The following is a 16,771-nucleotide window of genomic DNA, read 5'->3' as shown; positions in this document are numbered from 1 at the left end:
ACCTGAGTCGCCACAGTTCCCGCCTCCCTCGGACAGCGACAAGCTGAGAGATGGCATGTGGGCTGACCTGCGTAGATCGCCTTGTGCAAGCTTGTAGAAGTTCCTGGCGTCCATGACCGACTGCGTGCAAGGCTGTGCCCACAGTTAGCAACACTCGGCGTACGGAGGGCATCATGGCGCTGCGTCACATCGGCACCGACCCTAACTCGGAGCAAGGGAACTGCCCCAACGTGTGGGTCGATGACGCGACGAAGGACTTCGTGATCCAGGGTTGGAAGGTGGACGGGGCTACGCGCGGAGAGTGCCTGTCCATCGGTGCCATCCCGGACCACGAGGACGTGATCCGCATCCCGGCTCGAATGGTTGACCTCATCAGGAAGGCGTGTGACGCGGTTGAAGGTCCCTGACTTCAATGAGCTGCTTCGCTCGGCCGAGTACTCGGCGCTCCATCTGGAGATGCGCGACTCCTACGCGGTAGGCCGTGAGGTCGAGCAGATCGCCGCGTGGCGTGAGGCTGGCTATCAGCGCGAGATCGACCCGGAGTCCGACTACTGGAAGCCGTGGCTCGACCTGATTCGTGAGGTCACAAGCAAGGGAGTCGCTGTCCGCCGTGCCCGGATCTACTCCGAGCCGGCATCCGAGTACGTCCGGTTCGAGCACTCCGGCACTCAGGCGGTCGTCGATGCCGGCGAAGACGTCCGGTGGCTGCCGCGCTCGAAGGCTTCGGGCCTGGCCCTCCCCGGAAACGACTTCTGGCTGATCGATGACAAGGCGGTCCGCTTCAACCTGTTCACCGGGGAAGGCGGCCTCGCCGATCCCCAATACACAGAGGACCAAGAGGTCATCTCACTCTGCCGAACGTCCTTCGACCAGGTGTGGAACCTAGCCACGCCTCACGACCAGATCACGCTCTGATCCGTCCGTGGCCCGATCCCCGCTCTCCAGCGCCCAACAGGCTCGCGCTGTCGTAGCTCAACGGCTCCGTGAGTTGATGGAAGACGCGGGGATCTCGGCCCGCGAGGTAGCGCGGCGCTGCAACTGGCACGAGTCGAAGTCCTCTCGGCTGCTCAGCGGGACTACCCCGCCTTCCGAGTCAGACATCCGCCTGTGGTGTACGGCGTGTGATGCTGACTCCCAAGCCGCTGATCTCGTGGCCGCCAGCAAGGCCGCCGAGTCTTCGTACGCTTCCTGGAGCCGAATCCAGCGCGAAGGTCTGAGGCAGTCCCAGCGGCAGTACATCCCGCTCTACGAGCGGACCAAGGTCATCAAGGTTTACACCTCGAATGTCATCCCCGGCCTGCTCCAGACCCCCGACTACGCATCGGCGCTGATGTCCACCATCGTGGACTATCGCGGCATCGTGAACGACGTTGAGGCGGCAGTCGCGGCCCGAGTCGAGCGCTCGAAGGTCGTCAACGATGGCTACCACCGCTGTGTCTTCCTGATCGAGGAGTCCGTACTCCGCAACCGCTTCGGCGACGTTGACACGATGACCGCGCAGCTCGGCTCTCTCCTGACGATCCTGGGGAGGCCGAACGTTGTTCTCGGCATCATCCCGTCAGGCTCTCAACGGGATCAGGGCATGTGGACCGTCGAGACGTTCATGATCTTCGACGAGGCGGAGGTTCAGGTCGAACTCCTCGCGGCCTTCGTGACGGTCACGGCCCCGAGCGAGATCCAGAGTTACGAGTCTGCGTTCAGCCGATTCGGGAGTATGGCGGTCTACGGCCGCGACGCGACCAAGCTCATCACCGCGGCAATTGAGGCTCTTGGGTGAGTTTCGCAAGTCTGTAGAAGTTGTTTGATCCCCAGATCAGCACCCTCCTACCGTCGTTCCTTGGTACACCACCCCCGGACCAAGGAGAAGGCGTGAACAAGAAGGCCGGTGAGCTGAAGCCGGGGACGTTGGTCCTCAAGCCCGGCTCGATGACCGACTCGACGGAGCTGGACAACCCGGCCCTGGATCTCAGCCCGTCCGGCGCGTGGGTCTCGCTCTGCTACACGGACGGCTCGCAGTCTCGACCAATGCCCGTGGACACGCTGATCGAGGTCCGCATCGCGATCGCGAGTACACCATGACCGAGCGCGCCGCGTTGGTCGCTGAGGTCGATGCCCTGATCGACAACTTCGAGGCCGGCGACATCGTGACCATCCGCGAGCGTCCCGAGCTGTACGAGGTTCTTGAGAAGCGCGACCCGCGTGGCTGCGACGAGACCACCGTCATGACGCTGTGCTGCGTCCCGCTGGTCCTGCTCTGGCCGGTCACGCCGGGCTGCGCGGCAGACGCCCACGCCTGGCTGATCGAGCCGCGTGACCTGTCGCTCGTCGACCGACCCGCCGCGTAATGACCTCCCTAGGTTCCGATCAGGCGTTCGTCCTGGTCGGTCGTCCCAGCTCACCGATAGAGAGAGGACAGCTATGTCACAGCACAACATCGCACTGGCCATCGGTCCGGACCCACAGGTCAAGCGGATCTTCGCCGGTTCGCCCGAGGTGACCACCACGGGCCAGGTCACGGTCTGCGCGAACAACTGCTTCACCGAGGCGGACATGCGCGCCATCGGCCTGGTGGACTCGACCCGCCAGGACGCCGGCCTCGTTTCCCTGCTCGGCGTCCGGCACGCGGCCCTGATCGCGGCCTGACGCCATGGGGACCGTCATCGTGGCCGCCGTTCTGGCGGTGTGGTTCGGCCTGTCGGCCGCCTGTCAGCTGACGGTTCCCTGGGGTGAACGACCGCTGGACCGGCTGCGGGCGCGGGACGTTTTCGGGCTGATCCCGAACTTCAAGTTCTTCGCGCCCCAGCCGGTTCAGCACGACTTTCACCTCCTCATGCGGACCGTCGTCGACGGCGAGCACGGACCGTGGAGCCAGGTAGCCGGGCCTCCGGAACGGTGCTGGTGGCATGTCGTGTGGAACCCGGACCGTCGAGCCTTCAAGATCCTGTCTGACGTGATGGCGGTCGCGTACCGCTTCGACGAGGGCAAGCCGCGGGCGGTTCAGACGTCGCTTCCGTACCTCGCGATTCTCAACCACATCACGGACGCCGCGTCACAGGACCCTTCCGCGTCGCACGTTCAGTTCGTCCTGGCGATCTCGCACGGCGTTCTGAGCACCGAGGAGCCGAGCGTCGTCTACAAATCGGATCTTCATAGCCTTGGGGAGCGCGATGACTCCAGCGAGCGCAACTCGCATCACAGAGATCGTGGTCGGAATCGGGGTCGTCATCTCTTCGCTTGAGATCCTGGCGCGGCCCGAGGCCACGAACGATGTGTCCTGGAACAGTTGGCGCGTGCTCCGCCTTCGCCGGTCGTGGAGCGCCGCGGGCTGGACCGGCCGCGCCTTCTCCCTGGCGCTGGACCACCCTCAGTACCTCGTGGTCATCGCTGTCCGCACGGTCGCGGCTGCCGTCCTCGCACTCACTGGGCCGGATGGCGCGCTCGGCGCGCTGCTCCTGTGGGTCGTCACTCTTTCTCTGGCCCTGCGCGGGCTCAGGACACCGTATGGCGGAGAGGGCTCGGATCAGGTCTTCCTCCTCGTCTGCGGAGCGCTGGCGCTTGCTGCGACTTTCGGTGGTCAGCGGATGGCCTTGTGGTTCATCGCCGCTCAGGTGGCCTTGTCGTACTTCACCTCGGGCTTTGCGAAGATCCTCCACGGCGACTGGCGGAACGGGACCGCGCTCCTCGGCGTCATGCGGACGCGGACCTGGGGCAACGAGGGGGCCGCACGCTGGCTCGACAGCCATACGACGGCATGTCGCTGGCTCTCGCGGGCGATGATCAGCGCCGAAGCGGGCTTCCCGTTGGTGCTGCTGGCCCCCTCGTGGATGCTGCCTGTGCTGATCGGGGCGGGCCTTGGCTTCCACCTGATCATTGCCATCGTCATGGGGCTCAACTGCTTCGTCTGGGCGTTCGCCTCGACGTACCCGGCCGTCATCTACGTGGTGCTCACCCGCCCGTGATGCGGCGCTCTGGATTTTCGCTACAGTTGCATGACGAAAAACAAGTCGCTCAGGAGGATGCTTTGACTACCGAAGGTCACGGAGATCTGCTCCCGCTGTCGAAGATCCACAGGTTCACGTCCCGAGACGTGGAAGCTTTCGAGATGCCGACCGGCCGCGAGGAGGAATGGCGCTACACCCCGCTCGCCCCGCTCCGCGGGCTGCTCGACGGCTCGGCCCTGGCGACGGACAACGGCCTCTACGGTCGCGAGGCGTCTGACAGCCCGGTTGAGGTCCGCGTGGCTCCGTCCGGTGACGCCGCCTTCGGTCGCGTGGTCGCGCCTGCCGACCGTATCGCTGCGCAGGCATGGCGGAGGTTCGGTCACGGGCTCTCGGTGTCGATCCCTGAGGACGCCGTTCTGGAGGCGCCAGCCTCGTTCGTGGTGACGGGTCAAGGCGTTGGGCGGACGGCCTTCGGTCACGTCGCGATCCACGCTGGCCGCAACAGCCGGGCAACGATCATCGTCCACTACCGGGGTTCTGGCACGTACGCCGAGAACGTCGAAGTCATCTTGGACGAGGGCGCAGACCTCAACGTGGTCTTCCTCAACCAGTGGGAAGACGACGCCGTTCACGTGTCCGCTCACCACACCGGCCTCGGACGGTTCTCACGCCTGCGCCACACGGTCGTGACTCTCGGCGGAAGCCTGGTGCGAATCAGCCCGACGCTCACGTTCTCCGAACCCGGCGCGTCCGCCGACCACAACGGCCTGTGCTTCGCGAACGACGGGCAGTTCTTCGAGCACCGGCCCGTTGCCGACCACGTGGGACCGCGCTGCAGCAGCAATATCAACTACAAGTGCGCAGCACACGGAGACGACGCCCGTAGCGTGTGGATCGGAAACGCGCTGATCCGAGCCGGGGCCGAAGGCACCGACTCCTACCAGGCCAACCGCAACATCCTGTTGTCGCCCGGAGCCCGCGCCGACGCCGTACCCAACATGGAGATCGAGATCGGCGACATTCAGCGCGCCGGTCACGAGAGCGCGACCGGCCGCTTCGATGACGAGCAGCTGTTCTACCTGATGGCTCGCGGCATCACTGAGCACGAGGCCCGACGCCTGGTGTTGCGTGGCTTCTTCAACGAGGTCATCCGACGCATCGGTGTGGAGTCCGTCGAAGAGAGTGTTCGAGACGCCATCGAGAGCGAGTTGGAGCACGTCGGCCGGAGCCCTTCGCGTGTAGCTGCCGGCGTTCTCGACCGGGTTTAGCCCGGCGCGAACAATCAAGAACTCCCCGCGCCGAGATCGCGGGCAGGTCGCAGATCGTTATGAAAGCGACCCGGCCCCTGTCTCGACGCCACGAAGAAGCTGCCCTACGCCGCCTACATCCACGGCAACAACGACACCGGCGGGGCGCTGCGGGCGATCGAGTCCATCGCCGGCGGGATGGGGTGGGAGCGGGTGTTCCAGCCGGTGACCGTGACCGGCACGCCGGCGAAGACCGACCTGGAAGCCTGCTGGGAACTGGGCGCGACCGTCGCGGCCGGGCTGATGCCCTGAGGTTCCAGCATCCGATCGCGGGGTTCGCCGCCGGCCAGATCGCCCGGCTCCTGCGCGGCCGCGCGCCGAAACGGTTCCGCTTCCTTGTGAGACCTGATGAGGGCCCGGCTCGCCGCGGCGAGCCGGGCCCTCAAAGGAACGCGATCAGCTCTGGCCGACCAGCTTCCCCAGGTTCGCCAGCTCGTTCTGCCGGCCGCCGACCAGGCGCTGGGTCCATTCCTCGTCGTGCATCTCGTCGACCGTCATCGTCACGTGGACGCCGCCGTCCCTCGGGGTCAGCTCGACCTCGGTCAGGAACTCGTAGGGGGTCACGCCGGGGATGAAGTCGGCGAGGGTGGTGTAGGCCAGGCGGCTGTGCGGCTCGACGATCGTGAAGGTCTTCGTCGAGGTGGTGCTCAGGGGCAGGCCCGCGCCCTCCATGAACGCCACCTGGTCCGGGCCGGTCGCGGTCATGGTGTAGGTCAGGGTGCCGCCGGGGCGGAGGTCGAGGTGGTCGACGCGGACCTCGAAGCCGTCGGGAGCCCACCAGCGCTCGATGCCGGACGCCGTGGTCCACAGCTCCCAGACGCGCTCGGGGGTGGCCGGGTAGTCCTGCTCGATGGTGGCCTTGCGGGGCTCGGTGGTCATCGTGGTGACTCCAGTTCTCTGTACGCCGTCTTGTCGAAAGGGTTAGACGTCGGCCACGGGATTTCTCATCGGCAGCGTCAGCGGCAGGCCGCAGGCGGCGATCAGATGGGTCTCGAAGGTCGTGATCTCCACGATCCGTCCGTTCTCGACGCGCAGCACGTCGAGGTTGTGCGCGCGGTAGACCGACGTCCCAGGTCGCTGCACGTATCCGGCCACCGCCGGCATGCGGTTGGCGGCGGTGGGGACGAAGCGCCAGCGGCCGAAGAACCGTGGCGACGCCGGATCGAACGTGGCCGCGACCTGCGCGAGGATCGCCTCGCGGCCGGTGAACCAGACCGCGTTCGGGGGCATGGTGAGCACGGCGTCCGCGCTCAGCAACTCGGCCATCATCGCCAGGTCGGCGTGCTCGGCCGCGAAGACGTAGCGCTCGACGATGTCCTGCTCCTCGCGGGTGCGCCCGGCCGCCGTCCATTCGGTGCGCCGCGCCGGGAGGCGTTCACGCAGCGTCTGCCGCGCCCGCTGCAGCGCGCTGTTGGCCGCGGGGACCGACATGGCGAGGATCCCGGCGGTCTCCTCCGCCGGCCGGCCGAGCACGTCCCGGTAGATCAACACGGCCCGCTGCCTGGGTGGGAGGTGCTGCAGCGCGGCGAGGAACACCAGTTCCAGGGTCTCGCGGGAGACGGCGGCGGACTCGGGCGCCGTGGACTCGTCGACGGCCGGGATCTCGTCGAGGATGTCGTCGAGACGGCGGTCGGGATAGGGCTGCAACCAGGGCATCCGCTCCGGCGGCTCACCGGGGCCGGAGTCGATGCCGGGCAGCGGGGTGTAGCGCTGCGGACGGCGGCCGGTGCGCCGCAGGTGGTCGAGACAGACGTTGGTCGCGATGCGGTGCAGCCAGGTGCGCGCGGCCGAGCGGTGCTCGAAGGAGTCACGGTCCCGCCAGGCCCGCAGGAAGGTCTCCTGCAGCAGGTCGTCGGCGTCGTCGTAGGACCCGACCATGCGATAGCACAGGAGGTGGAGATGACGGCGGTGGCTGGTCAGGAGGTCGGCGAAGGCTTCTTCCGACGGGCCTGGTCCGGGTTCTTCTTCGCGGGCCCGGTCCTCCTTGACGGCGAGGGCCACCTTCCGCAGCTCCCGCACCACCCCGCTGAGCGCCTCGACCTCCTTCCGGAACACGGCGGCCGGGTCCAGGACCATCTCCCGGGCCCGGCGCTCCACGTCCGCGACCAGCGTCGCGGGGTCCTTGTCGGCCTGGGGACGGGTCCGCTCCCGGTACGCCCGCTGGCGGCAGCCCGCCGAGCAGTACACGGCCCTGCGACCACGCCCCCGCGGTGGCAGAGCCGCCCCGCACACCGAGCACCTGCCGCCGTCCACCATCCGCGCCACCGTTTTCGTCACCGCAGTCAGCCGTTACGAAAAACTTAGCCCTTCGGCCCGGCGATCACACCGCGGTGTCGAGCAACACCACCTGTGCCTCCTCCGCCGTAGCGGCACCCTCGGGCTGCGCCAGGGGGCCGCGCCGCAACATCACGCCGCCGACGACGGCACCCAGGACGAAGATCCCGGCGCACCACCAGAACACCGTGGCGTAGCTGTGCACCGCGGCGGCCTGGAACAGCGCCGGCCCCGGCTGCGCGTGCGGGTGCCCCGCCACATAGTCCCTGCTCGCGCCCGCGGCGATGGTGTTGAGCAGCGCGGTGCCGACCGAGCCGCCGAGCTGCTGGCCGGTGTTGATGCTCGCCGAGGCCACACCGGCGTCCCGCGGCGCCACGCCGAAGGTGCCGGTGGCGGCGATCATCCCGAAGATCAGCCCCATCCCGGCGCCGTTCACCAGGAGCGGTCCGAGCAGCGCCGACCCGTAGCCGGAGTGCACGTCGATCCGCGTCAGCCAGACCATCGCGGAGGCGTTGAGCAGCATCCCGGCCACGACCATCGGCCGGGGCCCGATCCGCGGCAGCAGCTTGATGTTGCCGACGTTGGCCATGACGCCGCTGACGGCCACCATCGGCAGCATGGCCGTACCCGAGCGGACCGCCGAGTATCCCAGGGTCACCTGCATGTAGTAGACGAGGAACAGGAAGACCCCGAAGATGGCACCGCCACTGATCAGGACGGTGAGATAGGCGCCGGCCCGGTTGCGGTCGAGCACCACGCGCGGCGGCAGCAGCGGATGCGCCGCCCGGGACTGCCACGCCGCGAAAGCCAGCAGCAACATGCCGCCGGCCGCGAGCAACACCCAGGTGGAGGGGGTGCCCCAGGTGTGCGACGCGGCGTTGGCGAAGCCGTAGACCAGGCAGAACATCCCGCTGGACACCAGCGCCACGCCCGGCACGTCGAGCCGGCCGCCCGGCGTCTTGTCCTGCCGGCCGATCAGCAGCGCGCCGCCGACCACCGCCACGGTGGCGAACAGCACATTGATGTACATGCACCAGCGCCACGACAGCGAGGAGGTCAGCGCCCCGCCGACCAGCAGCCCGAGCCCGCCCCCGGCGGCAGCCACCGCGCCGTAGACGCCGAACGCCTTGGCGCGCTCCCTCGGGTCCCGGAACGTCGTGGCCAGCAGCGACAGCGCGGACGGCGCGAGCAGGGCGCCGAAGACGCCTTGGCAGGCGCGCGCCGTCACCAGCATCGGGAAGTTCACCGCGGCGCCGCCGACAGCCGACGCGGCCGCGAAGCCGACCAGACCGGCGAGGAACGTGGTCCGGCGACCGATCAGGTCGGCGAGCCGCCCGCAGAACAGCAGCAAGCCGCCGAAGGACAGCGCGTAGGCGGTCACGACCCACTGCCGGTCGGCGGTGGAGAACTTCAGCGCGCGCTGTGCCGACGGCAGCGCGAGGTTCATGACGGTCAGGTCGAGCACGACCATGAGCTGGGCGACGGCGATGACCGCGAGGATCAGCCACCGTCTCGGATCCGCGCCGGCGGGCCGCACCGCGAAAGGCCCGCCTGCGGAGGCTGCACTCTGTGCTGCCACGATCTCCTCCTTCGTCTGGGACTGCGAGACGCGGAACGCGGAGCGTCCCGGCGGTCACGAGACGACGGGTTCCCCGGAGGTGTGACAGGGCAGGCGGTGTGACGTGGGCCACGCCCAGGCAGCGTCACAAACGGTTCGGAACGAACGTCTTGTGCGCATGGCTACCCCGGATCCGGCGACCGACGCCTTCGTCGCCCATCGCAACCTGCTGTTCACGGTCGCCTACGAGATGCTCGGCTCCGCCACCGACGCCGAGGACGTGCTGCAGGAGACGTGGCTGCGCTGGACCACGGTCGATCTGGAGACGGTGCGGGACCAGCGCGCCTTCCTGGTGCGGGTCGTGACCCGCCAGGCGCTCGACCGGCTGCGGGCGCTCGGACGGCGCAAGGAGTCGTACGTCGGGCCCTGGCTGCCGGAGCCGTTGCTCACGACTCCGGACGTGGCCGAGGACGTGGAGCTGGCCGACAGCGTGTCGATGGCGATGCTGCTGGTGATGGAGACGCTGACACCGACGGAACGCGCGGTGTTCGTGCTCCGCGAGGTCTTCGGCCTGGACTACGACGAGATCGCCGAAGCCGTCGGCAAGACGGCGGCCGCGGTCCGGCAGATCGCCCACCGTGCGCGCGACCACGTGGCGGCGCGCCGACCGCGCGGGACCGTCAGCAGGGCGGAGAACCAGGCGGTGCTCCACGCTTTCCAGCGCGCGGTGGAGACCGGTGACCTGCAGCGGCTGCTCGACGTCATGGCACCGGACATCGTCACACTGAGCGACGGCGGCGGGGTCCGCCACGCCTTGCCCCGGCCGATCGTGGGGGCCGGGAAGGTGGCGCGGTTGGCGGCCAGGCGCTGGTTCACCGGCGGACTTCCGCGATCGGTCGAGCCGATCCAGGTCAACGGGGGGTCGGGGCTGCTGGTCCGGGTCGGCGGTGAGATCGACAGCGTGCTGACGTTCCGGTTCGATGACGGGTTGATCAGTGGACTCTATGTTGTGCGGAATCCGGAGAAGTTGGTGTGGTTGGAGCGGGAGACGGCGGTGAGTCGGTGACGTGGGTGAGAAGGGTCATGACGACCGAAGACCCTTCGTCAGTGCCCGCCCAGGATCTGCACGAGGTCGGCGGTCTGGTCCGCGGGCGGCGCCGTGGGGGCGACCGGAGCACCCCAGTCGCTGTACGACACGTCGCCGGAAACCTTGCCCGCCTTCGTGTCCTCGCTGAAGGTGATCGCGACCGGCAGGCCGTCGCCGCCGATCCAGAGGTCGAAGTCGGCCTTGGTGGCCCCGGACTGCTGCATCAGGGCCTTGGCGGAGTCCAGATCCTGCTGTGTGAGGCCGGATCCGGCCTTCGTGGCGCTGAGGACGTCGTCCGGCGAGACGACGCCGGAGTAGTGCAGTGCCTGGACGCCGGCGCGCTGCTCGGTGCCGACGAGCTTCAGGTCGGGCGAGGCCAGGAGCGCGTCGAGCTGGGCGCCGGGGTCCTGGTTCTTGGTCATGTCCTTCAGGTAGGAGAACGACTTCAGCGCGGGGACCTTGTCCACTTGGCCGAAGTCGACCTTGACCCAGGGCTTGCCGTGAAACGCGTCGGCGAACTCCGGGTCCTTGCCCATGTCGACGTAGCCGACTGAGCCGATGATGCGCATCTCCATCGTGCCCATCTTCGCGAACAGGGCCCCCGCCTTCGGGTCGGTGGAGGACATCGTCATGGTCACGTCCGCTTTCACATCGCCGCCGTAGTTCATGGCGCCGTCGGCGGTCTCGGTCAACGAGGGCATCGTCACGACCATGTGCATCTTCACGCTCTGCCTGGCGGTCACCGCCTTGGTCGTCTGCGCCACAGCCTGAGGTGCCGTCATCTTGGCCAGGGCGGTCAGGCCCTGGGCGCGGGCACCAGCGGCGGCCGGATCCGCGGGCGCGGTACCCGCGCCGGCGGTGCCACCCGACGAGCACGCGGTGCCGGTGAGCACGAAGGCCGCCGCCACGGCGAATCCGGAAACGACCCGCTGATACCGCATGGGATTCTCCACCCCCGTCGACGAGAACTGCTGTACGCATCCTAGGACCGGACGGCGGGGACCGGGCCCGGCAGCTCTTGTGGCTTCACGCAACCCGACCTACGGTGCGCCGCGTGACGCTTCTGCCGATGGTCGGGCACGTCCGCGAAGAAGACGTGCCGTGGGTATGGATAGACAAGGTCGGGCTGCAAGTACTGCGAGTGAATGCCGACACCGGGGTGTGGGTGGTGCGCAACCGCTTCAAGCCCGGGGCGGTGGTGCAGCGGCATCGACACACCGGGCCCGTGCACGGGTTCACGATCGCAGGCCGCTGGCGCTATGCCGAGTACGGGATCGACTACACGGCCGGGACGTTCATCTTCGAGCCCGCGAACTCCGTGCACACGCTCACGGTTCCGGAGGAGAACACGGAACTGACGGACGTGGTGTTCGTGATGGAGGGCGCGAATCTGAACCTGGCGGAGGACGGCTCGGTGGAGTCCGTCACCGACGGGAGCAGCACGTTGGCCGCGTACCAGAAGTTGTGCGAGGCACAGGGGTTCGAGCCGCCGAGCGGGGTGCTGGGGTGAGGACGTGAGCGGCGGGCGGGAGGGGCCGGAGGGGCAGGCCGGTCCGGACCTCGCCGCATACGCCGCCGCGCACGGCCTGCGTCGCGTCGCGACGCACGCCGGGGTGGTCGCGGTGTGCGGCGACCCGGGCTCGTTCTGCTCCGGGCAGGGCGTGCTCGTGACGGACGTGCCGCCCGCCGACGGCGTGCCGAGGACACTGCTGCACTCCGACCCGCCCCAGCACACCCGCTATCGGCGGCTGGTGCAGCCGGCGTTCGCGCCGCCGGTGGTGCGGGCGCTGGAGCCGGCGATCCGGGGGCGGGTGCGGGCGCTGCTGGACGGCGTGGCACCCGGGGAGCCGTTCGACGTCGTCACACGGCTGGCGCTGCCGTTGCCGCTCGCCGTGATCGCGGAGCTGCTGGGGGTCGGCGGGGAGGCGGCGGACTTGGAGCGCTTCGCGGCGTGGTCCGACGCGGCGGTGCCCGGGGCGACCGAGCTGCCGGAGGAGGAGCGCCGGGCGCTGATGGGCGAGTGCTTCGGGTACCTGGTCGGGATCGCCAAGCGGAGGCGGAACGAGCCGGCCGGGGAATCCGACGTGGTGTCGCGGCTGGCGGCGGCGACGCTGGACGGCGAGCAGCTGTCCGACGCGGAGCTGGCGATGTTCCTCGTGCAGTTGCTGGTGGCCGGGAACGAGACGACGCGGCATGCGATCTCGGGCGGGTTGCTGGCGTTCGCGGAGCGTCCGGAGCAGTGGCGGTTGCTGCGTGCGGATCGGACGCGGGTGCCGGGCGCTGTGGAGGAGGTGCTGCGGTGGACGGCGCCGGTGCGGCACTTCTTGCGGACGGCTTCCGGGACGGGCGCCATGGCCGACGGCTGCCCGGTGGCGGTGGGCGAGCGCGTCTTGTTGGACTATCGGGCGGCGGGGTTCGACGCCGGTGCCGTTTCCAGCTCCGTTTCCAGCTCCGTTTCCAGCTCCGGCACGGCGGGTCCGGATCTCACAGCCTTCGACGTCACCCGCACCGACAACCCGCACCTGGCGTTCGGCCACGGTCCCCACTTCTGCCTCGGCGCGCCCCTGGCCCGGCTGGAGCTGCGGCTGGTCCTGGAGGAGGCGCTGGACCGGTGGGTGCGGATCGATGTCGCGGGTGCGCCGGTGTGGAACGGGTCGCCGGTGGTGTTCGGGCTGCGGGAGGTCGTGCTGACCGTGTCGTGAGTCGTCGGCGCGCATGCTTTTCGCACCGATCATGCCTCGTTCGGGTGGATACGGGCGCGTCGCGGGTATCAGTTCCCGGCTGCTGCCGCAGTCCGCTGCGATGCTGTGCTTCGCCACAAGAAGACAGCGAGAAGACAGCGCCCGACCGGGGAGGTCCGCGAGGTGCAACCCCTTCAGCCCGGCGATCCGCGTACCGTCGGGCCCTACGTGCTGATCGCACGCCTGGGCTCGGGCGGGATGGGGCACGTGTTCCTGGGCCGCACCCGCGGCGGCCGCACCGTCGCGGTCAAGGCGGTCAAGCCGGAGCTGGCCGGGAACCCGGAGTTCCGGCGCCGGTTCCGGCAGGAAGTGGCGGCCGCACGGCTGGTGTCCGGGCCGCACACGGCGCCCGTGGTGGACGCCGACCCGGAAGCCGCGATGCCGTGGCTGGCGACGGCGTACGTGTCCGGGCAGACGCTGCGCGCGGCGGTGGCCGAGGGCTGGCGGCTGCCGGAGGGCTCGCTGCTGGTGCTGGCCGGCGGCCTGGCGCGGGCGCTGGCGGAGATCCACGCGGCCGGCGTCGTGCACCGCGACCTGAAGCCGTCGAACGTGATGCTGGCGGTCGAGGGGCCGCGGGTGATCGACTTCGGCATCTCCCGGGTGACCGCGGCGACGGACTACACGCGCACCGACGTCGGGACCATCGTCGGCTCCCCGGGCTTCATGTCGCCTGAGCAGTCCCGCGGCCACAGCCTGACCGGCGCCACCGACGTGTTCTCCCTCGGCACCGTCCTCGCCTACGCCGCCACCGGCCACAACCCCTTCGGTGCCGGCCCCGACCACGCCCTGCTGTACCGCATCGGTCACGCCGAACCGGACCTGGACGCCGTCCCGGACCGCCTGGTGCCTCTGGTTCGCGCGTGCCTGGAGAAGGACCCGGCGCACCGCCCGACGACGGCGCAGATCATCCGGCACACGGCGGCGAAGCCGGAGGGTCCGTGGCTCCCCGCGGCGCTGACCGCGGCCATAGCGCAGAACGCTGCCGAGATCCTCGACTACGAGGGGATCGCGGTGTTCCCGGAGCGCGACACGCCTGCCGGGAACGGCCGGCACGCGGCGGGGACTGGAAGACACGCAGCGGCCGGAGCACCCGTGGAGCCCGGCACCCGCCAGACACGGATCGAGGCGCCGGCGCCGGAGACCCTGGTGCTGCCGCCGGATCGGGCGGGCGCACCGCCGAGCGAGCGCGTGGGCGTCGGCGAGCCGCCGCGGGAGGCCCGGGGCGCGGGCGGCGCGGGCTGGGTGGTCGGCGTGCTCGCGGTGGCGGTCATCGCGGCGCTGTCGACCGCGTTGGTCCTCGTACTCCGCAGCGGCGGCCACAACCCCGGCACCCCGCCGGCCGCTTCGGTCACCGGTGGTGCCAGCACGAGTTCGGCACCGCTCCCCCGCTCAGCCCACACCTCGACCCCGACCAGGGCCACCACCTCGACGGCGCCCTCGCCGACGGCGACCAGCAACTCCTCCGTCCCGACGGCGCCCACCACGGCCCAGAGCACGAACACCGTGTCGCCGACCACGACGACATCCAGCTCCAGCGCTTCGAGCGCGCCGAGCTCCACGCCGTCGACCACGCCGAGCAGCACGCCGAGTTCGACGCCGTCGACGACACCGAGCTCGTCGGCGTCCCACAGCGCGGCGCCGACGTCGGCGAGTGCGAGCCGCACGGGAGGGGCTGGACGCCGGGCGCCGTGAGGACGGGTCGGCGAGTGCTGACCCGGTCGCAGACCGCTGTCCCCGCGAATCCCCCGAAAACCGACCCCCGGCCGCCCCGCGACCTCAAAAGGTCCCTCAGTGCTAACCCGCATTCCGTCCGCCACCCCTTCGCCACACCAGCCCCACCCGTCCGGCGGCCGCGACGAACACCCAGCTCAGCGCCTCGCGCCTCGCCACCTCGTAAGCCCCGCCGCTCCGCCGCGACCTCCACCGGTAACCATCAAGCCCGCGCAGGACGTGCGCGCCATGCCGCGCCGCCCCCACACTGAGCGCAGCGAACCCGGGCCCGCACCCGCCTGCGGTCCCGGGTTCGCTTCGGTCCGGTGCGGCCGAATGGGCCGGCCCTCCGGTGCGGTGCGCCCGGCCGGCGGTGGCTCCCCGTCTGGCGCCGCACTACGCGCCAGTCCTTCGGCCACCGCGCGGTGCGCGCCGCCGTCCGTGGTGCTAGCTGATGCTCGCGAGGTCGACCGGGGGGAGATCCTTGACCTCCTCGCGGGTCAGGTCGACCTGGACGCCGAAGGTGGCGTCGACGACGTTGCGGATCGGGACCGCCACCTCCTTCTTCGTCCACAGGTGGCCCTCGGTCAACAGGATGTGGGTCACGTGGAGGTCCGGTGCGGCCACCAGGCCCTGGACACGGCCGATGTCGCCGTCCGCGGCGTGGACGCGCTCGCCGCGGCGGAGCTGGACCTCGCCGGCGGGGACGCGGTCGTAGGTGACCGTCTCGGGCTTGGCGCGGCCTCCGTAGCCGCCGAGGGCGCCGCCGTTGGCCGGCATGCTGCCGGTCGGCGGGCTGGGCGGCTGGATGACCTCGGTGGCCTCGGCCGGCTCCAGCCGGTCGAAGTCGAGGGTGGTGCAGATCAGCCGGATGCCGTCGGCCTGCGCGTGGTCGACCAGGCTGGCCGGGACCAGGCGCGCAGCGTGCACGTCCTTGCCGATCACGAGGTGGGTGATGGCGCGGCTGGCCGGATCGATGAGAATCCGGTGCAGCTGGCCGCAGTCCCCGTCGGCGCAGGCCACGCCCACGCCGATCTCATACGGACTCTCCTTTTCCTGCGTGGTGCTCATGAGCAGCCTCCTCACTGCCTGCGCGGTCCGCCTCGGCACCGCGCCCCCAGCCCCGCTACCCGGTCACACGGTTTGAAACCGCCCGCAGGGTTATCGGTGAGGAAGCGGGGCCGTCCGGAAACGGGCGGAGCAGACGGAGCCATGACCGGGAAGGAGCGGCTCATGTTCGGATTCGCGGCGGTCGCGCTGTTCGTGATCGCCTTCATCGTCAACGGCACCGCGACCTCGGTGAGCAGCGCGTGGTTCAGCCCCACCAGCCTGATGCTCGCCGGGCTGGCGTGCCTGGCCGTCCACCTGCTCGGGTTCCAGGCCGGCTGGCGGCCGGGCGGGTCGCGGCGCGGCTGGCTGCGCCGCTGATACCGCTGATGCCGCTGATGCCGCATCAGGCGACCTTCGCCCTCGTGGCATCGGCAGTGGCGGGCGCCATGGAACGGCGGCGTGGCTGCCGGGTACGGCGACGGCAGCCACGCCGGCTCAGCGCGCGGCCTCCCGGTCCGACCACGCCTTGATCGCGAGCAGCCGCAGCCGCAGGGTCTCGGTGTCCTCTTCCTGGCCGTCCAGACCTTCCGGCAGACCGTCGACCGCCACCCCGTGCGCGGTGAAGAATCCGGACGCCGTGCTGTGCGCCAGGTCCACCGCCACGCGGGGATTGGACACGAAAGTGCTTTCCACGTGCTTCCACACACCGTTCAGATAGGCCCGGTCCCCGTCCGTGAACCGGGGCGGGGGCGGTGTCGCGGCCGCACCGCCGGCACCGGCCGCCGGGTGGTCCGCGGCCCGGCCGCTCTCGATGAACCTCCCGATCCGCGAGCCGAATCCGCCGACCGAGCCGGTCACCGACTCCCGCCACGCGGGCGGGCCCAGGAACCAGGCGGCCGCGGCGGCGGCGGCCACCACCAACAAGACGATGAGAAAAATCAGCATGGTGTCACGCTCCACAACACGACGACCATCCCCACAGCTCCCGGTCCGCGCTCCCGCGGAGCCTTGGACCGGGCACTCACGGGGGCCCGAACGCGACCGTTACCCGCTCCACCGCGCGCCAATCGGCGCGAATCAGTGTTCTCAAACTCCCGCCGGCA

The 16,771-nt window shown here is 69.9% G+C and carries 20 protein-coding genes and 2 pseudogenes; 16 read left to right on the top strand and 6 right to left on the bottom strand.

All coding sequences use genetic code 11. The features are described from left to right. Positions 1 to 173: 173 nt before the first annotated feature. The 11 genes and pseudogenes from ABD466_RS18365 to ABD466_RS18315 form a co-directional block, all read left to right on the top strand. Positions 174 to 407: a hypothetical protein gene (locus ABD466_RS18365; protein ID WP_344658299.1), complete on the top strand. Its 234-nt coding sequence runs from the start codon at positions 174 to 176 to the stop codon at positions 405 to 407. Next, positions 385 to 915, top strand: a complete 531-nt coding sequence (locus ABD466_RS18360) for a DUF6879 family protein (protein WP_344658298.1) — start codon at positions 385 to 387, stop codon at positions 913 to 915. Before ABD466_RS18365 ends, ABD466_RS18360 begins: the two co-directional genes overlap by 23 nt. A 7-nt stretch (positions 916 to 922) precedes the next feature. Next, a pseudogene (locus ABD466_RS18355) lies at positions 923 to 1,123 on the top strand (helix-turn-helix domain-containing protein); the annotation flags it as partial. 27 nt (positions 1,124 to 1,150) lie between these two features. Next, the gene (locus tag ABD466_RS18350; protein WP_344658328.1) at positions 1,151 to 1,777 is read left to right on the top strand and encodes a DUF5753 domain-containing protein; all 627 of its coding nucleotides are present in this window, start codon (positions 1,151 to 1,153) and stop codon (positions 1,775 to 1,777) included. Positions 1,778 to 1,869: 92 nt separating this feature from the next. Continuing rightward, positions 1,870 to 2,079: a hypothetical protein gene (locus ABD466_RS18345; protein ID WP_344658297.1), complete on the top strand. Its 210-nt coding sequence runs from the start codon at positions 1,870 to 1,872 to the stop codon at positions 2,077 to 2,079. After that, complete coding sequence (locus tag ABD466_RS18340) at positions 2,076 to 2,345, top strand: hypothetical protein (protein ID WP_344658296.1); 270 nt, start codon at positions 2,076 to 2,078, stop codon at positions 2,343 to 2,345. Before ABD466_RS18345 ends, ABD466_RS18340 begins: the two co-directional genes overlap by 4 nt. Positions 2,346 to 2,418: 73 nt before the next feature. Continuing rightward, positions 2,419 to 2,643, top strand: coding sequence for a hypothetical protein (locus tag ABD466_RS18335; protein ID WP_344658295.1), 225 nt, complete (start codon positions 2,419 to 2,421; stop codon positions 2,641 to 2,643). Between the two features lie 4 nt (positions 2,644 to 2,647). Continuing rightward, a complete protein-coding gene (locus ABD466_RS18330; protein ID WP_344658294.1) occupies positions 2,648 to 3,238 on the top strand; it encodes a hypothetical protein in 591 nt (196 codons plus the stop codon). Further along, positions 3,204 to 3,959, top strand: a complete 756-nt coding sequence (locus tag ABD466_RS18325; protein ID WP_344658293.1) for a hypothetical protein — start codon at positions 3,204 to 3,206, stop codon at positions 3,957 to 3,959. The genes ABD466_RS18330 and ABD466_RS18325 overlap by 35 nt, the downstream gene beginning before the upstream one ends. A gap of 128 nt (positions 3,960 to 4,087) precedes the next feature. Continuing rightward, positions 4,088 to 5,209: a Fe-S cluster assembly protein SufD gene (gene sufD, locus ABD466_RS18320; protein ID WP_344658292.1), complete on the top strand. Its 1,122-nt coding sequence runs from the start codon at positions 4,088 to 4,090 to the stop codon at positions 5,207 to 5,209. Between the two features lie 75 nt (positions 5,210 to 5,284). After that, positions 5,285 to 5,500: pseudogene (locus tag ABD466_RS18315) on the top strand (flavodoxin); the annotation flags it as partial. Positions 5,501 to 5,644: 144 nt separating this feature from the next. On the opposite strand, the gene ABD466_RS18310 reads toward ABD466_RS18315, so the two are convergent. From ABD466_RS18310 to ABD466_RS18300, 3 genes are all read right to left on the bottom strand, one after another. Then, the gene (locus ABD466_RS18310) at positions 5,645 to 6,127 is read right to left on the bottom strand and encodes an SRPBCC family protein (RefSeq protein ID WP_344658291.1); all 483 of its coding nucleotides are present in this window, start codon (positions 6,125 to 6,127) and stop codon (positions 5,645 to 5,647) included. Between the two features lie 42 nt (positions 6,128 to 6,169). Then, positions 6,170 to 7,504: an RNA polymerase subunit sigma-70 gene (locus tag ABD466_RS18305; protein ID WP_344658327.1), complete on the bottom strand. Its 1,335-nt coding sequence runs from the start codon at positions 7,502 to 7,504 to the stop codon at positions 6,170 to 6,172. Positions 7,505 to 7,568: 64 nt separating this feature from the next. Continuing rightward, a complete protein-coding gene (locus ABD466_RS18300; RefSeq protein WP_344658290.1) occupies positions 7,569 to 9,101 on the bottom strand; it encodes an MFS transporter in 1,533 nt (510 codons plus the stop codon). Between the two features lie 157 nt (positions 9,102 to 9,258). Between ABD466_RS18300 and ABD466_RS18295 the strand changes: the two genes are divergently transcribed. Further along, positions 9,259 to 10,146 (top strand): RNA polymerase sigma-70 factor, encoded by an 888-nt coding sequence (locus tag ABD466_RS18295; protein ID WP_344658289.1) that lies wholly within the window; start codon positions 9,259 to 9,261, stop codon positions 10,144 to 10,146. 38 nt (positions 10,147 to 10,184) lie between these two features. Here ABD466_RS18295 and ABD466_RS18290 read toward each other — a convergent pair whose 3' ends face one another. Beyond that, the gene (locus tag ABD466_RS18290; protein ID WP_344658288.1) at positions 10,185 to 11,108 is read right to left on the bottom strand and encodes an SCO4651 family lipoprotein; all 924 of its coding nucleotides are present in this window, start codon (positions 11,106 to 11,108) and stop codon (positions 10,185 to 10,187) included. 113 nt (positions 11,109 to 11,221) lie between these two features. On the opposite strand from ABD466_RS18290, the gene ABD466_RS18285 reads away from it, so the two are divergent. The 3 genes from ABD466_RS18285 (at position 11,222) to ABD466_RS18275 (ending at position 14,600) form a co-directional block, all read left to right on the top strand. Continuing rightward, on the top strand, positions 11,222 to 11,677 hold the full coding sequence (locus tag ABD466_RS18285; RefSeq protein WP_344658287.1) for a 2,4'-dihydroxyacetophenone dioxygenase family protein: 456 nt from the start codon (positions 11,222 to 11,224) through the stop codon (positions 11,675 to 11,677). Between the two features lie 4 nt (positions 11,678 to 11,681). Then, positions 11,682 to 12,869 carry a cytochrome P450 gene (locus ABD466_RS18280; protein WP_344658286.1) on the top strand — a complete coding sequence of 396 codons (1,188 nt, stop codon included), beginning with the start codon at positions 11,682 to 11,684 and terminating at the stop codon, positions 12,867 to 12,869. Positions 12,870 to 13,031: 162 nt separating this feature from the next. Continuing rightward, positions 13,032 to 14,600 (top strand): serine/threonine-protein kinase, encoded by a 1,569-nt coding sequence (locus tag ABD466_RS18275; RefSeq protein WP_344658285.1) that lies wholly within the window; start codon positions 13,032 to 13,034, stop codon positions 14,598 to 14,600. Between the two features lie 465 nt (positions 14,601 to 15,065). On the opposite strand, the gene ABD466_RS18270 is transcribed toward ABD466_RS18275, so the two are convergent. Beyond that, entirely contained in the window at positions 15,066 to 15,689 is a 624-nt protein-coding gene (locus ABD466_RS18270) for a hypothetical protein (RefSeq protein WP_344658284.1), read from the bottom strand. 162 nt (positions 15,690 to 15,851) lie between these two features. Here ABD466_RS18270 and ABD466_RS18265 point away from each other — a divergent pair, with 162 nt between their 5' ends. Beyond that, positions 15,852 to 16,046 (top strand): hypothetical protein, encoded by a 195-nt coding sequence (locus ABD466_RS18265; protein ID WP_344658283.1) that lies wholly within the window; start codon positions 15,852 to 15,854, stop codon positions 16,044 to 16,046. A gap of 117 nt (positions 16,047 to 16,163) precedes the next feature. Here ABD466_RS18265 and ABD466_RS18260 read toward each other — a convergent pair whose 3' ends face one another. Further along, positions 16,164 to 16,613 (bottom strand): hypothetical protein, encoded by a 450-nt coding sequence (locus ABD466_RS18260; RefSeq protein ID WP_344658282.1) that lies wholly within the window; start codon positions 16,611 to 16,613, stop codon positions 16,164 to 16,166. Positions 16,614 to 16,771 lie beyond the last annotated feature (158 nt).

It is taken from the genome of Catenulispora subtropica, from assembly GCF_039531675.1.
GTDB lineage: Bacteria > Actinomycetota > Actinomycetes > Streptomycetales > Catenulisporaceae > Catenulispora > Catenulispora subtropica.
This window is presented reverse-complemented; position numbering and strand designations above follow the sequence as displayed.

Coding starts and splice junctions, on each gene's coding strand:
- ABD466_RS18335 (WP_344658295.1), top strand. CDS start 2,419: ATGTCACAGCACAACATCGCACTGGCCATCGGTCCGGACCCACAGGTC.
- ABD466_RS18310 (WP_344658291.1), bottom strand. CDS start 6,127: ATGACCACCGAGCCCCGCAAGGCCACCATCGAGCAGGACTACCCGGCC.
- ABD466_RS18365 (WP_344658299.1), top strand. CDS start 174: ATGGCGCTGCGTCACATCGGCACCGACCCTAACTCGGAGCAAGGGAAC.
- ABD466_RS18305 (WP_344658327.1), bottom strand. CDS start 7,504: ATGGTGGACGGCGGCAGGTGCTCGGTGTGCGGGGCGGCTCTGCCACCG.
- ABD466_RS18260 (WP_344658282.1), bottom strand. CDS start 16,613: ATGCTGATTTTTCTCATCGTCTTGTTGGTGGTGGCCGCCGCCGCCGCG.
- ABD466_RS18295 (WP_344658289.1), top strand. CDS start 9,259: ATGGCTACCCCGGATCCGGCGACCGACGCCTTCGTCGCCCATCGCAAC.
- ABD466_RS18330 (WP_344658294.1), top strand. CDS start 2,648: ATGGGGACCGTCATCGTGGCCGCCGTTCTGGCGGTGTGGTTCGGCCTG.
- ABD466_RS18265 (WP_344658283.1), top strand. CDS start 15,852: ATGTTCGGATTCGCGGCGGTCGCGCTGTTCGTGATCGCCTTCATCGTC.
- ABD466_RS18270 (WP_344658284.1), bottom strand. CDS start 15,689: ATGAGCACCACGCAGGAAAAGGAGAGTCCGTATGAGATCGGCGTGGGC.
- ABD466_RS18340 (WP_344658296.1), top strand. CDS start 2,076: ATGACCGAGCGCGCCGCGTTGGTCGCTGAGGTCGATGCCCTGATCGAC.
- ABD466_RS18290 (WP_344658288.1), bottom strand. CDS start 11,108: ATGCGGTATCAGCGGGTCGTTTCCGGATTCGCCGTGGCGGCGGCCTTC.